This window comes from Citrobacter portucalensis (assembly GCF_002042885.1).
Classification (GTDB): domain Bacteria; phylum Pseudomonadota; class Gammaproteobacteria; order Enterobacterales; family Enterobacteriaceae; genus Citrobacter; species Citrobacter portucalensis.
The window spans coordinates 91,065-103,340 of record NZ_MVFY01000007.1; the positions used below are offsets into that span (position 1 = coordinate 91,065).

Annotated in this window: 10 protein-coding genes; 8 read left to right on the top strand and 2 right to left on the bottom strand. The window is 53.3% G+C overall.

Going from position 1 to position 12,276, the window contains the following annotated elements; genetic code table 11:
• The first annotated feature begins 1 nt into the window (after position 1).
• The 8 genes from cheR to bglB all read left to right on the top strand — a co-directional run bounded on the left by cheR (position 2) and on the right by bglB (position 8,203).
• Positions 2-874: a protein-glutamate O-methyltransferase CheR gene (cheR, locus tag BZK40_RS12365; protein ID WP_032943796.1), complete on the top strand. Its 873-nt coding sequence runs from the start codon at positions 2-4 to the stop codon at positions 872-874.
• Positions 871-1,920: a protein-glutamate methylesterase/protein-glutamine glutaminase gene (locus tag BZK40_RS12370; RefSeq protein WP_003833872.1), complete on the top strand. Its 1,050-nt coding sequence runs from the start codon at positions 871-873 to the stop codon at positions 1,918-1,920. The genes cheR and BZK40_RS12370 overlap by 4 nt, the downstream gene beginning before the upstream one ends.
• 17 nt (positions 1,921-1,937) lie before the next feature.
• Complete coding sequence (gene cheY, locus BZK40_RS12375) at positions 1,938-2,327, top strand: chemotaxis response regulator CheY (RefSeq protein WP_003034656.1); 390 nt, start codon at positions 1,938-1,940, stop codon at positions 2,325-2,327.
• A 10-nt stretch (positions 2,328-2,337) separates the two neighbouring features.
• Positions 2,338-2,982, top strand: coding sequence for a protein phosphatase CheZ (gene cheZ / locus BZK40_RS12380; RefSeq protein ID WP_003034659.1), 645 nt, complete (start codon positions 2,338-2,340; stop codon positions 2,980-2,982).
• A 158-nt stretch (positions 2,983-3,140) separates the two neighbouring features.
• On the top strand, positions 3,141-4,292 hold the full coding sequence (gene flhB / locus BZK40_RS12385) for a flagellar biosynthesis protein FlhB (protein ID WP_003833866.1): 1,152 nt from the start codon (positions 3,141-3,143) through the stop codon (positions 4,290-4,292).
• Complete coding sequence (flhA, locus tag BZK40_RS12390) at positions 4,285-6,363, top strand: flagellar biosynthesis protein FlhA (RefSeq protein ID WP_003833865.1); 2,079 nt, start codon at positions 4,285-4,287, stop codon at positions 6,361-6,363. Before flhB ends, flhA begins: the two co-directional genes overlap by 8 nt.
• The gene (gene flhE, locus BZK40_RS12395) at positions 6,363-6,755 is read left to right on the top strand and encodes a flagellar protein FlhE (RefSeq protein ID WP_003833862.1); all 393 of its coding nucleotides are present in this window, start codon (positions 6,363-6,365) and stop codon (positions 6,753-6,755) included. Before flhA ends, flhE begins: the two co-directional genes overlap by 1 nt.
• 308 nt (positions 6,756-7,063) lie before the next feature.
• Positions 7,064-8,203, top strand: a complete 1,140-nt coding sequence (gene bglB / locus BZK40_RS12400) for a beta-galactosidase BglB (protein WP_008785063.1) — start codon at positions 7,064-7,066, stop codon at positions 8,201-8,203.
• Here bglB and mrdA read toward each other — a convergent pair.
• Positions 8,175-10,112: a penicillin-binding protein 2 gene (gene mrdA / locus BZK40_RS12405; RefSeq protein ID WP_048216124.1), complete on the bottom strand. Its 1,938-nt coding sequence runs from the start codon at positions 10,110-10,112 to the stop codon at positions 8,175-8,177. The two genes, bglB and mrdA, sit on opposite strands and share 29 nt — an antisense overlap.
• A gap of 229 nt (positions 10,113-10,341) precedes the next feature.
• Positions 10,342-12,075: an arginine--tRNA ligase gene (gene argS / locus BZK40_RS12410; RefSeq protein WP_003833857.1), complete on the bottom strand. Its 1,734-nt coding sequence runs from the start codon at positions 12,073-12,075 to the stop codon at positions 10,342-10,344.
• Between the last annotated feature and the right edge of the window lie 201 nt (positions 12,076-12,276).

Genomic DNA, 12,276 nt, shown 5'->3' on the forward strand with positions numbered 1-12,276 from the left:
TATGACATCATCTCTGCCCTCCGGGCAAACGTCATTATTGTTACAGATGACACAGCGCCTCGCGCTGTCTGACGCGCATTTTCGTCGGATATGTCAATTAATCTACCAGCGTGCGGGGATCGTACTGGCCGACCATAAGCGGGACATGGTTTATAACCGCCTGGTTCGTCGTCTGCGTACCCTGGGGCTGGATGACTTTGGTCGCTATCTCAGCATGCTGGAAGCTAACCAGAACAGTGCTGAGTGGCAGGCTTTTATTAACTCCCTGACTACCAACCTGACCGCGTTTTTTCGCGAAGGGCATCATTTTCCGGTGCTGTCAGATCACGCTCGTCGGCGCAGCGGTGAATACCGCGTCTGGAGCGCGGCGGCGTCAACCGGAGAAGAACCCTACAGCATTGCGATTACGCTTGCCGATACCTTAGGTATGGCACCGGGCCGCTGGCGCGTTTTTGCCAGCGACATTGATACCGAAGTGCTGGAAAAGGCCAGAAACGGCATTTACCGCCTCGATGAGCTAAAGACGCTGTCACCCCAGCAGTTGCAGCGTTATTTCATGCGCGGCACCGGGCCGCATGAAGGACTGGTACGCGTTAGGCAGGAACTGGCAGGTCATGTTGAATTTTCCAGCGTGAACTTACTGGATAAGCAGTACAACGTGCCTGGCCCTTTTGATGCCATATTTTGTCGTAATGTGATGATCTATTTCGATAAAACGACACAACAGGACATTTTGCACCGTTTTGTTCCACTTCTTAAACCTGACGGGCTGCTGTTTGCAGGTCATTCAGAAAACTTTAGCAACCTTGTGCGCGAGTTTAGCCTGCGTGGACAGACCGTGTATGCGCATGCGCCAGGTAAGGATAAAGCATGAGTAAAATCAGGGTGTTGTCGGTAGATGATTCTGCATTGATGCGTCAAATCATGACCGAAATTATTAACAGTCACAGTGATATGGAAATGGTGGCGACGGCGCCGGATCCGTTGGTCGCCCGGGATTTAATCAAAAAATACAATCCCGACGTCCTGACGCTGGACGTGGAAATGCCGCGTATGGACGGCCTCGACTTCCTGGAGAAGTTGATGCGCCTGCGTCCAATGCCTGTGGTGATGGTTTCTTCACTGACCGGTAAAGGTTCAGAGGTCACGCTGCGGGCCTTGGAACTGGGGGCGATTGATTTTGTCACCAAACCGCAACTGGGGATCCGCGAAGGGATGCTGGCATATAGCGAGATGATTGCTGAAAAGATCCGCACCGCATCGCGCGCAAAACTGGCGGCCCATAAGCCCATGGCGGCACCGACGACCTTGAAAGCAGGGCCGTTACTCAGTTCGGAAAAGCTGCTGGTGATTGGGGCGTCAACCGGAGGAACAGAGGCAATTCGCCATGTACTCCAGCCATTGCCGCTTTCAAGTCCCGGTATTCTTATTACCCAGCATATGCCGCCAGGGTTTACCCGTTCGTTCGCCGAACGTCTGAACAAACTGTGCCAGATAACCGTGAAAGAGGCAGAAGACGGAGAGCGCGTACTCCCGGGGCATGCGTATATCGCGCCGGGCGACAAGCATATGGAACTGGCGCGCAGTGGCGCGAACTATCAAATCAAAATTCATGACGGTCCGCCGGTTAATCGGCATCGGCCCTCAGTGGATGTGCTGTTCCATTCGGTGGCGAAACATGCAGGGCGCAATGCCGTCGGGGTGATCCTGACCGGTATGGGCAACGATGGCGCAGCCGGAATGTTAGCGATGAATCAGGCGGGAGCCTGGACCATTGCGCAAAACGAAGCAAGTTGTGTGGTGTTCGGCATGCCGCGCGAGGCCATCAATATGGGTGGCGTAAGCGAAGTGGTCGATCTTAGCCAGGTGAGCCAGCAAATGCTGGTGAAAATTAGTGCCGGACAGGCAATACGTATTTGAATCAGGAGTTTATTTTTATGGCGGATAAAGAGCTTAAGTTTTTGGTTGTGGATGACTTTTCCACCATGCGTCGCATCGTGCGTAACCTGCTTAAAGAGCTGGGATTCAACAATGTTGAAGAAGCTGAAGACGGCGTGGATGCGCTGAACAAGCTGCAGGCTGGGGGATTCGGTTTTGTTATTTCTGACTGGAACATGCCGAACATGGATGGACTGGAACTGCTGAAAACCATCCGTGCCGATGGCGGGATGGCTTCTCTGCCGGTGCTGATGGTCACGGCAGAAGCGAAAAAAGAGAACATCATTGCGGCAGCACAGGCAGGTGCCAGTGGCTATGTCGTGAAACCGTTCACGGCGGCGACGCTGGAAGAAAAACTGAATAAAATCTTTGAGAAACTGGGCATGTGAGGGTGTGATGATGATGCAACCACAAATTAAACCTGCTGACGAACACTCTGCAGGGGACATCATCGCGCGCATCGGCAGTTTGACCCGAATGCTGCGCGACAGCCTGCGTGAACTGGGGCTGGATCAGGCCATTGCCGAAGCGGCAGAAGCGATTCCTGATGCCCGCGATCGTCTCGATTATGTTGTACAGATGACCGCGCAGGCGGCAGAGCGCGCGCTAAACAGCGTAGAAGCTTCGCAGCCGCATCAGGACGCGATGGAAAAAGGGGCCAAAGACCTGACTAAACGCTGGGATGAATGGTTCGAAAATCCGATCGAACTGTCCGATGCTCGTGAACTGGTCACCGATACCCGTCAGTTCCTTGGTGATGTACCTGGACATACCAGCTTTACCAATGCCCAGTTGCTGGACATCATGATGGCGCAGGATTTCCAGGATCTCACCGGTCAGGTCATCAAGCGCATGATGGATGTTATCCAGGAGATTGAACGTCAGCTGCTGATGGTTCTGTTGGAAAACATTCCGGAACAGGGCGCTCGTCCAAAACGTGAAAACGAAAGCTTGCTTAACGGCCCGCAGGTTGACGCCTCGAAAGCCGGCGTAGTAGCAAGTCAGGATCAGGTTGACGACCTGCTGGATAGCCTCGGGTTCTGATGCGTATTTGCCGGATGTGAGGCGTGGGCCTCTCATCCGGCTTACGCGCAATTCTGCTTAAAGCCATAAATCCCGTCTTTTTTACCGCTTACTCTTCCCATTGCTGGATAGCTGTTCTGGCATCATTCTCGCCTATATCTCTATCCAGGGTCTGATGCGTGGCAGAAGAAAGCGACGACGACAAAACAGAAGCCCCCACACCCCACCGACTTGAAAAAGCGCGGGAAGAAGGGCAGATCCCCCGATCCAAAGAGCTAACCTCACTGCTTATTTTGCTGGTGGGTGTGTGCATTATCTGGATTGGTGGGGAGTCGCTTGCCCGTAGGCTGGCTGGCATGCTGTCGGCCGGATTACGTTTTGACCATAGCATGGTCAACGACCCGAATCTGATCCTCAGCCAAATCATCCTGCTGATTAAAGACGCGATGATTGCGCTGTTGCCGTTGATTACCGGCGTCGTTCTGGTGGCTTTAATTTCCCCGGTGATGCTTGGCGGCTTGATTTTCAGCGGTAAATCCCTGCAACCCAAATTCTCTAAGCTGAATCCGCTGCCGGGCATTAAGCGCATGTTTTCCGCGCAAACCGGCGCAGAACTGCTCAAAGCAATACTGAAGTCCACGTTGGTGGGAAGCGTGGCCGGATTTTATCTCTGGCATAACTGGCCGGCGATGATGCGTCTGATGGCGGAGTCACCGATTACGGCGATGGGCAATGCCCTGGATTTAGTCGGTATGTGTGCACTACTGGTGGTGCTTGGCGTTATTCCGATGGTGGGGTTCGACGTCTTTTTCCAGATCTATAGCCATGTGAAAAAACTGCGTATGTCGCGTCAGGATATCCGCGATGAATTTAAGCAAAGCGAAGGTGACCCGCACGTTAAAGGCAAAATTCGTCAAATGCAGCGCGCGGCCGCTCAGCGTCGCATGATGGCGGATGTGCCGAAAGCAGACGTTATTGTCACTAACCCTACGCACTACTCAGTGGCGTTGAAGTATGACGAGAACAAAATGAGCGCGCCGAAAGTTGTTGCGAAAGGGGCCGGGCTGGTTGCGCTGCGCATTCGTGAAATTGGCGCAGAGCACCGTGTCCCGACATTAGAAGCGCCGCCACTGGCGCGTGCGCTCTATCGCCATGCTGAGATTGGTCAGCAAATACCGGGGCAATTATACGCCGCCGTTGCCGAAGTACTGGCATGGGTATGGCAGCTAAAACGCTGGCGTCTGGCTGGCGGCAAACGTCCACCACAACCTGAAAACCTTCCGGTGCCAGAAGCACTGGATTTCATGAACGAGAAGAATACTGATGGCTAATCTGGTCGCGATGCTGCGTCTGCCCAGCAACCTGAAATCCACGCAATGGCAAATCCTTGCCGGACCGATCCTCATCCTGCTGATTTTGTCGATGATGGTGCTGCCGCTGCCGGCTTTCGTCCTCGATTTGCTGTTCACATTTAACATTGCGCTGTCGATCATGGTGCTGCTGGTGGCGATGTTCACCCAGCGTACACTGGAGTTTGCCGCATTCCCGACGATTTTGCTGTTTACCACATTATTACGTCTGGCCCTGAACGTCGCGTCTACCCGTATCATTTTAATGGAAGGACACACTGGCGCGGCGGCGGCGGGGAAGGTGGTTGAAGCCTTCGGCCACTTCCTGGTGGGCGGTAACTTCGCGATCGGCATCGTGGTCTTCGTGATTCTCGTCATCATTAACTTTATGGTAATCACCAAAGGTGCAGGGCGTATCGCCGAGGTTGGCGCGCGCTTCGTTCTGGATGGCATGCCCGGCAAGCAGATGGCGATTGATGCAGATTTAAATGCCGGTCTGATTGGCGAAGATGAAGCTAAAAAACGACGCTCGGAAGTGACCCAGGAAGCGGATTTTTACGGCTCAATGGACGGTGCGAGTAAATTCGTCCGTGGAGATGCCATCGCTGGTATTTTGATCATGGTGATCAACGTGGTCGGCGGTCTGTTAGTTGGGGTGTTGCAGCATGGTATGAGCATGGGCAGCGCTGCGGAAAGTTATACCCTGCTGACCATCGGTGACGGGCTGGTGGCACAAATTCCTGCGCTGGTTATCTCTACTGCGGCGGGTGTTATCGTGACCCGCGTGAGTACCGACCAGGACGTAGGCGAACAGATGGTGACCCAACTGTTCAGCAACCCCAGCGTCATGTTGCTCAGTGCGGCGGTACTTGGACTTTTGGGTCTGGTTCCGGGCATGCCGAACCTGGTGTTTCTGATGTTTACTGCCGCATTGTTGGCTCTGGCATGGTGGATGCGCGGTCGTGAGCAAAAAGCGCCAGATGAACCGCAGCCGGTGAAAATGCCGGAAAACAACTCCGTGGTGGAAGCCACATGGAACGACGTGCAGTTGGAAGATTCGCTGGGCATGGAGGTAGGTTACCGCCTGATCCCAATGGTGGACTTTCAACAGGATGGCGAGTTGCTGGGGCGAATTCGCAGTATTCGTAAGAAATTTGCCCAGGATATGGGCTTCCTGCCGCCGGTGGTACACATTCGAGACAATATGGATCTGCAGCCAGCCCGCTATCGAATTTTGATGAAAGGGGTAGAAATTGGCAGCGGTGACGCCTATCCGGGACGCTGGCTGGCCATTAACCCGGGTACTGCCGCCGGGTCGCTGCCGGGTGAGAAAACGGTCGATCCGGCGTTCGGATTGGACGCTATCTGGATTGAAAGCGCATTGAAGGAACAGGCGCAGATTCAGGGCTTTACGGTGGTTGAAGCCAGTACTGTTGTCGCTACGCATCTAAACCACCTGATTGGGCAGTTCGCCGCTGAGCTGTTTGGCCGTCAGGAAGCGCAGCAGTTACTGGATCGAGTGTCGCAGGAGATGCCAAAGCTGACGGAAGATCTGGTGCCGGGCGTTGTGACGCTCACCACGCTGCATAAAGTGCTGCAGAACTTGCTGGACGAGAAAGTACCGATTCGCGATATGCGCACCATTCTTGAAACGCTGGCGGAACATGCGCCGCTGCAAAACGATCCGCATGAGCTTACCGCGGTCGTCCGTGTTGCGTTAGGACGCGCCATCACTCAGCAGTGGTTCCCGGGTAATGAAGAGGTTCAGGTTATCGGTCTTGATACTCCGCTCGAGCGTTTGCTGCTGCAAGCGCTGCAGGGGGGCGGCGGTCTGGAGCCTGGGCTTGCAGACCGACTGCTGGCCCAGACTCAGGAAGCGCTGTCCCGGCAGGAAATGTTGGGCGCGCCGCCGGTCTTGCTGGTGAATCACGCGTTACGTCCGTTACTGGCGCGGTTTTTACGCCGCAGCATCCCGCAGTTGGTGGTGTTATCGAATATGGAGCTTTCCGATAACCGCCATATCCGCATGACGGCGACCATTGGAGGTAAATAATGCGTAAGTTACTGTGGTTGTTGTTTTTTCCTCTGGTGGCGCAGGCCGCCGGAGAAGGGGCCTGGCAGGCAAGTGGCATGGGGATCACCTTAAATCACCGTGGCCAGTCAGCCTCGTCTGATCCTTTGGTTCCCAGCCAGCCGGTCTCAGGCTTGATGACGCTGGTGGCCTGGCGCTATGAGCTGAATGGCCCCACGCCCGCAGGTTTGCGGGTGCGTTTATGTTCTCAGTCCCGTTGTGTCGAGCTGGACGGGCAAAGTGGGACCACCAACGGGTTCAATAACGTTCCGGCCATTGAACCGATGCATTTTGTCTGGGAGGTCCCCGGCGGTGGTCGCCTGATCCCCGCGTTACGCATTCAGAGCAATCAGGTGATTGTGAACTACCGTTAACCCCCTCCGTCATTCAGACCAGCAGTTGAAACTGCTGGTTGTTTCAACATTACAGCTTCTCATTCAATTAAATAGAAACGTCGTTTTATAAAATAAGTGACGTACGTTGCCGGACTCTTTGTATTCTTGCCATTTCACGAATCCTTCTGGCAGAAATAGAAAGGTTTCACTTTCTGTTAGCTTTTACTGTGACCCTATAAGGATGCCCATTGTCAAAGCGAGGATTGCGGGGCCTCCCAAATAAAGCTGCTGCGCCGTAACAGGGGCAGGTCACAGCATTGAATCCGACATTGACAGAGGTTTAGTAAATGATTGTTTACCCGGTTAAACATAGCCCGTTATTGCGCCAGCCAGAACATTTTATTGCCAGGGATGAATTAAAAACGCTGATCAAAAAGGTGACGCATAACCTGGTCAATATTCATGACGAAACCGGTGAGTTCTTACTGCGTCTGGACGATGGACGCGTAATTGATACTAAAGGCTGGGCGGGATGGGAGTGGACACACGGCGTCGGCCTGTACGGGATGTATCAGTACTATCTGCAAACCGGCGATGAAACGATGCGCGATATCATCGATAGCTGGTTTGCCGATCGCTTTGCTGAAGGTGCAACCACTAAAAACGTGAACACCATGGCGCCATTTTTAACGTTGGCGTATCGCTATGAAGAGACGCGTAATCCAGCGTATCTGCCGTGGCTCGACAGCTGGGCTGAGTGGGCAATGCATGAGATGCCGCGTACCGAATTTGGTGGTATGCAACACATCACGCTGGCGGAAGAAAACCATCAACAGATGTGGGATGACACGCTGATGATGACGGTTTTACCGCTGGCGAAGATTGGCAAGCTACTCAATCGCCCGGACTACATCGAAGAGGCAACGTATCAGTTCCTGCTGCACGTGCAAAACCTGATGGATAAAGAAACGGGGCTGTGGTTCCACGGCTGGAGCTATGAAGGAAATCATAACTTTGCTAATGCCCGCTGGGCGCGTGGCAACAGTTGGTTAACTATCGTGATCCCGGACTTCCTCGAATTACTTGATTTACCGGAAAACAATGCTGTTCACCGCTATCTTGTACAGGTCCTGAACGCGCAAATCGCGGCGCTGGCGAAATGCCAGGATGAAAGTGGGTTGTGGCATACCTTGCTGGACGACCCGCAGTCGTATCTGGAAGCATCGGCAACTGCCGGATTTGCCTATGGGATCCTCAAAGCAGTACGTAAACGCTACGTTGGGCAAGAGTATGCGCCGGTAGCCGAAAAAGCCATTCGCGGCATTGTGCAGCATATTTCACCGGAAGGTGAACTGCTGCACACCTCGTTTGGTACCGGGATGGGACACAATCTTGATTTCTACCGCAACATCCCTCGGACCTCCATGCCTTACGGACAGGCGATGGCGATGCTGTGCCTTACCGAATACTTGCGAAAGTATTTTTGATATCGGTATTCGATGGCGATACCGCTATCGGACCTGATTGTTCAGTCGTCACTGTTTGTACCGTGTTGTCCTGCGGGGCAAACAGATGATCCATGATCTGACGCATAACCGGCGCGGCGGTGACACCATCGCTGCCGCCGTTTTCCAGAATTAACGCCACCGCGACCTTCGGGTTCTTATAGGGTGCAAATGCGGTATAGAACACGTGGTCGCGCAAGCGGACAGGGATCATCTTCGCATTGTAGGTCTGATTTTCTTTCAGGCTAAAGACCTGCGAGGTGCCGCTTTTTGCCGCAATGCCGTATGGCGCGGTGTGAAAGAACTTATAACCTGTACCATTTGGTTCATTCGCCATGCCGAACATCGCCTGACGCACCAGTCCCCAGTAGGGCGATGAGGCCGAGGCGATTTGTGATGGTGCTTCTGGAGCCTGATACGGCGTGATGGTTTTGCCGCTCTCTTCATCGAGCAGCAGGTGAGGGACGATAACCTTGCCGTTGTTAATCAGTGCGACCATGGCTTTTACCATCTGGATAGGTGTGGCAATCCAGTAGCCCTGACCGATGCCAACTGAAATAGTGTCCCCCTGATACCAGGCTTTTTTGTGCACTTTTTGCTTCCATTCGCGGCTCGGAAGCAGGCCGTTATACTCCTCATCAAGATCGATGCCGGTCGGTTTACCATAACCAAACTGGCTGAGCATGCTGTTAATCCGGTCGATCCCCATCATATACGCCACCTGATAGAAGAACGTATCGGCAGACTCTTCTATCGCTTTGGTGACATCCAGCATACCGTGGCCCGTTTTTTTCCAGTCACGGTAATGTCGCTCGGTGCCGGGTAGCGTCCAGGTAGGGGCGCCGAAGAAACTGGTCTGCGGCGTGATCACACCGTTCAGTAATGCCGACATCGCCATATACGGTTTGACCGTTGAAGCGGGAGGGTACAATCCTTGCGTGACGCGGTTGATTAATGGCAGGTCTTTATCCTGGAGTAGCTTGTTATAGTCCTGATAGCTGATGCCTTTGACAAACGGATTAGGGTCATAGCTGGGGTTTGAGACCATCGCCAGTACGGAACCGTCGTGTGGATCTTCAACCAAAACGGCGGCACGCTGGCCAGCCAATAGGCTCTCAATGTATTGCTGTAAATGTAAATCCAGCGTCAGATGGATATCTTTTCCGGCAACGGGCGGCACATCTTTGATCAGGCGTACGATGCGTCCGTGGTTATCTACTTCCACCTCCTGATAACCGGTTTTTCCATGCAGTTCGTTTTCGTAATAGCGCTCAATACCTTGCTTACCGATGTTGTGATCGGCGGCGTAGTTCTCCGCCAGACCCTTTTGATCCAGTGCTTTCAGGTCGTTGTCATTGATTTTTGAAACATAACCCAGGACATGCGCCAGCGCCGCGCCATAGGGATACTGGCGGTCTTCGTAACTATTGATGTTGACGCCGCTAAAATGAAACTGGTTTACCGAAAAACGGGCGATTTCGACATCGGTTAGCGCATTTTTTAGCACCACAGGACGATAGCGGCTGCTGGCTTTCAGCTCATGGCGAAACTGGTCTATGTCATCAGGTGTGAGGTCAACGATCGGCGTGAGCTGCTGGAGTAACGCATTCATATCGCTGATTTTATACGGCGTAACGGAAATATCGTACCAGGTAACGTTGCGCACCAGCGGGATGCCGTTGCGATCGTAAATCATGCCACGCGTTGGGGCGACGGGCAGCATTTTGATGTCGTTTGCATTCGACCGGGTGGTGTAATACTGGTGCTGACAGATTTGTAAGTTATACAGATTGTAAATCAGGATGCCAAAACAGATGACTACCAGGCCAAAGGCCACCAATACACGCCGCTGGAAGAGCTTTTCTTCCGCCTCAAAATCTCTGAATGTCATTGACCCGTACCCGATTAATTCGCCGCCTAATGATACGGAGGCTTAGACGGGATGACAGGCAAAAGATGTTCCATATCTCTAGGGAAATGTGTCATTCCTTGTGGGTTGTTACAAATTACAGTGAACGTAGCGCCTGATGGTGCTTTGCTGATCAGGCCTACGAGGGCGGTCATTCGGGGAAATAAAAAAGCCCGCGACATAGCGCGGGCTTTCACATTATTTGAAGTGATTACATACGTTCTACGGTTTCGATACCCAGTGTATCCAGACCCAGCTTCAGGGTTTTCGCCGTCAGCTGCGCCAGCTTCAGGCGGCTGTTACGAATCTCTTCGTTTTCAGCGCTGAGAATAGGGCAGTGCTCGTAGAAGCCGGAGAACAGACCAGCAACGTCGTACAGGTAAGCACACATCACGTGTGGCGTACCTTCACGCGCAACGACGGTCAGCGTTTCTTCAAACTGCAGCAGACGCGCCGCCAGTTGAGCCTCGCGATCTTCGCTGATAACGACCTGCGCATTTGCCAGCGCGCTTTCGTCGATATCTGCTTTACGGAACACGGACAGTACGCGGGTATAAGCGTACTGCATATATGGCGCGGTGTTACCTTCGAACGCCAGCATGTTGTCCCAGTCGAAGATGTAGTCGGTGGTACGGTTTTTGGACAGATCCGCGTATTTCACTGCGCCGATACCGACCGCATTTGCCAGTTTTTCCAGTTCGTCGGCAGGCATGTCCGGGTTCTTCTCCGCGACCAGACGACGTGCGCGCTCCAGCGCTTCATCCAGCAGATCGGCCAGTTTAACCGTGCCGCCCGCACGGGTTTTGAACGGTTTACCGTCTTTGCCCAGCATCATACCGAACATGTGGTGTTCCAGCGGCACTGAATCCGGCACATAACCGGCTTTACGTACGATGGTCCAGGCCTGCATTAAGTGCTGATGCTGGCGAGAGTCGATGTAATAAAGTACGCGATCGGCATGCAGGGTTTCGTAACGATACTTGGCGCAGGCGATGTCGGTTGTAGTGTAGAGATAGCCGCCATCTTTCTTCTGAATGATAACGCCCATCGGTTCACCTTCCTTGTTCTTATACTCATCAAGGAATACGACGGTAGCGCCTTCGCTTTCAACAGCCAGGCCTTTCGCCTTCAGATCGGCGACGATGCCAGGTAGCATCGGGTTGTACAGGCTTTCGCCCATGACGTCGTCACGGGTCAGGGTAACGTTGAGGCGATCGTAGGTTAACTGGTTCTGCGACATGGTAATGTCGACCAGTTTGCGCCACATCTCACGAAAGTATTCGTCACCGCCTTGCAGTTTCACGACATAACTACGGGCGCGTTCCGCGAAGGCTTCATCTTCGTCGTAATGTTTTTTCGCATCACGGTAGAAACCTTCCAGGTCAGCCAGCGCCATCTCTCCGGCATTTTCCTGCTGCTGTTTTTCCAGCCATGCGATGAGCATACCGAACTGAGTACCCCAGTCGCCGACGTGGTTAGCGCGAATAACGTTGTGACCGAGGAACTCCAGCGTACGCACCGCCGCGTCACCGATGATGGTGGAACGCAGGTGACCAACGTGCATCTCTTTCGCTACGTTAGGCGCGGAGTAGTCAACCACGACGGTTTGTTTAGCCGGTTGAGTGACGCCCAGACGATCGGAAGCCAGCGCCTGCTGAACGTGCTGCGCCAGAAATGCCGGATCGAGAAAAATATTGATAAAGCCCGGGCCTGCAATTTCAACTTTGCTGGCAATCCCGTTGAGATCCAGATGAGTCAGCACCTGCTCAGCCAGTTGTCGCGGCGCCATACCCAGTTTTTTAGCGACAGCCATCATGCCGTTAGCTTGATAGTCGCCGAACTGTACTTTTGCTGACTGACGAACCTGCGGTTCGCAATCTGCAGGCGCGCCTGCAGCAATCATGGCCTGACTGACTTTTTCTGAGAGAAGAGCCTGAATATTCACCGGAATACCTTACATTTATGAAGCGGCCTAAAATTCACCGCACCAGTTTAAGAATTAAGGGCGGGAGTATACTGCAAATGCCCGTTGCCGTCAGCATTGTGTGTACCGCCAGTAGCCTGAAATATAAACAATGCAATGGCGTAAATTTATTCATGATGTGTTCGGAGAAAACAGCGGTTGGATGGCGCAGCGCAACAGAGT

Excerpts from the sequence above, each read along its gene's own strand:
- cheR (WP_032943796.1), top strand. The coding sequence starts at position 2 with ATGACATCATCTCTGCCCTCCGGGCAAACGTCATTATTGTTACAGATG.
- BZK40_RS12370 (WP_003833872.1), top strand. The coding sequence starts at position 871 with ATGAGTAAAATCAGGGTGTTGTCGGTAGATGATTCTGCATTGATGCGT.
- cheY (WP_003034656.1), top strand. The coding sequence starts at position 1,938 with ATGGCGGATAAAGAGCTTAAGTTTTTGGTTGTGGATGACTTTTCCACC.
- cheZ (WP_003034659.1), top strand. The coding sequence starts at position 2,338 with ATGATGCAACCACAAATTAAACCTGCTGACGAACACTCTGCAGGGGAC.
- flhA (WP_003833865.1), top strand. The coding sequence starts at position 4,285 with ATGGCTAATCTGGTCGCGATGCTGCGTCTGCCCAGCAACCTGAAATCC.
- flhE (WP_003833862.1), top strand. The coding sequence starts at position 6,363 with ATGCGTAAGTTACTGTGGTTGTTGTTTTTTCCTCTGGTGGCGCAGGCC.
- bglB (WP_008785063.1), top strand. The coding sequence starts at position 7,064 with ATGATTGTTTACCCGGTTAAACATAGCCCGTTATTGCGCCAGCCAGAA.
- mrdA (WP_048216124.1), bottom strand. The coding sequence starts at position 10,112 with ATGACATTCAGAGATTTTGAGGCGGAAGAAAAGCTCTTCCAGCGGCGT.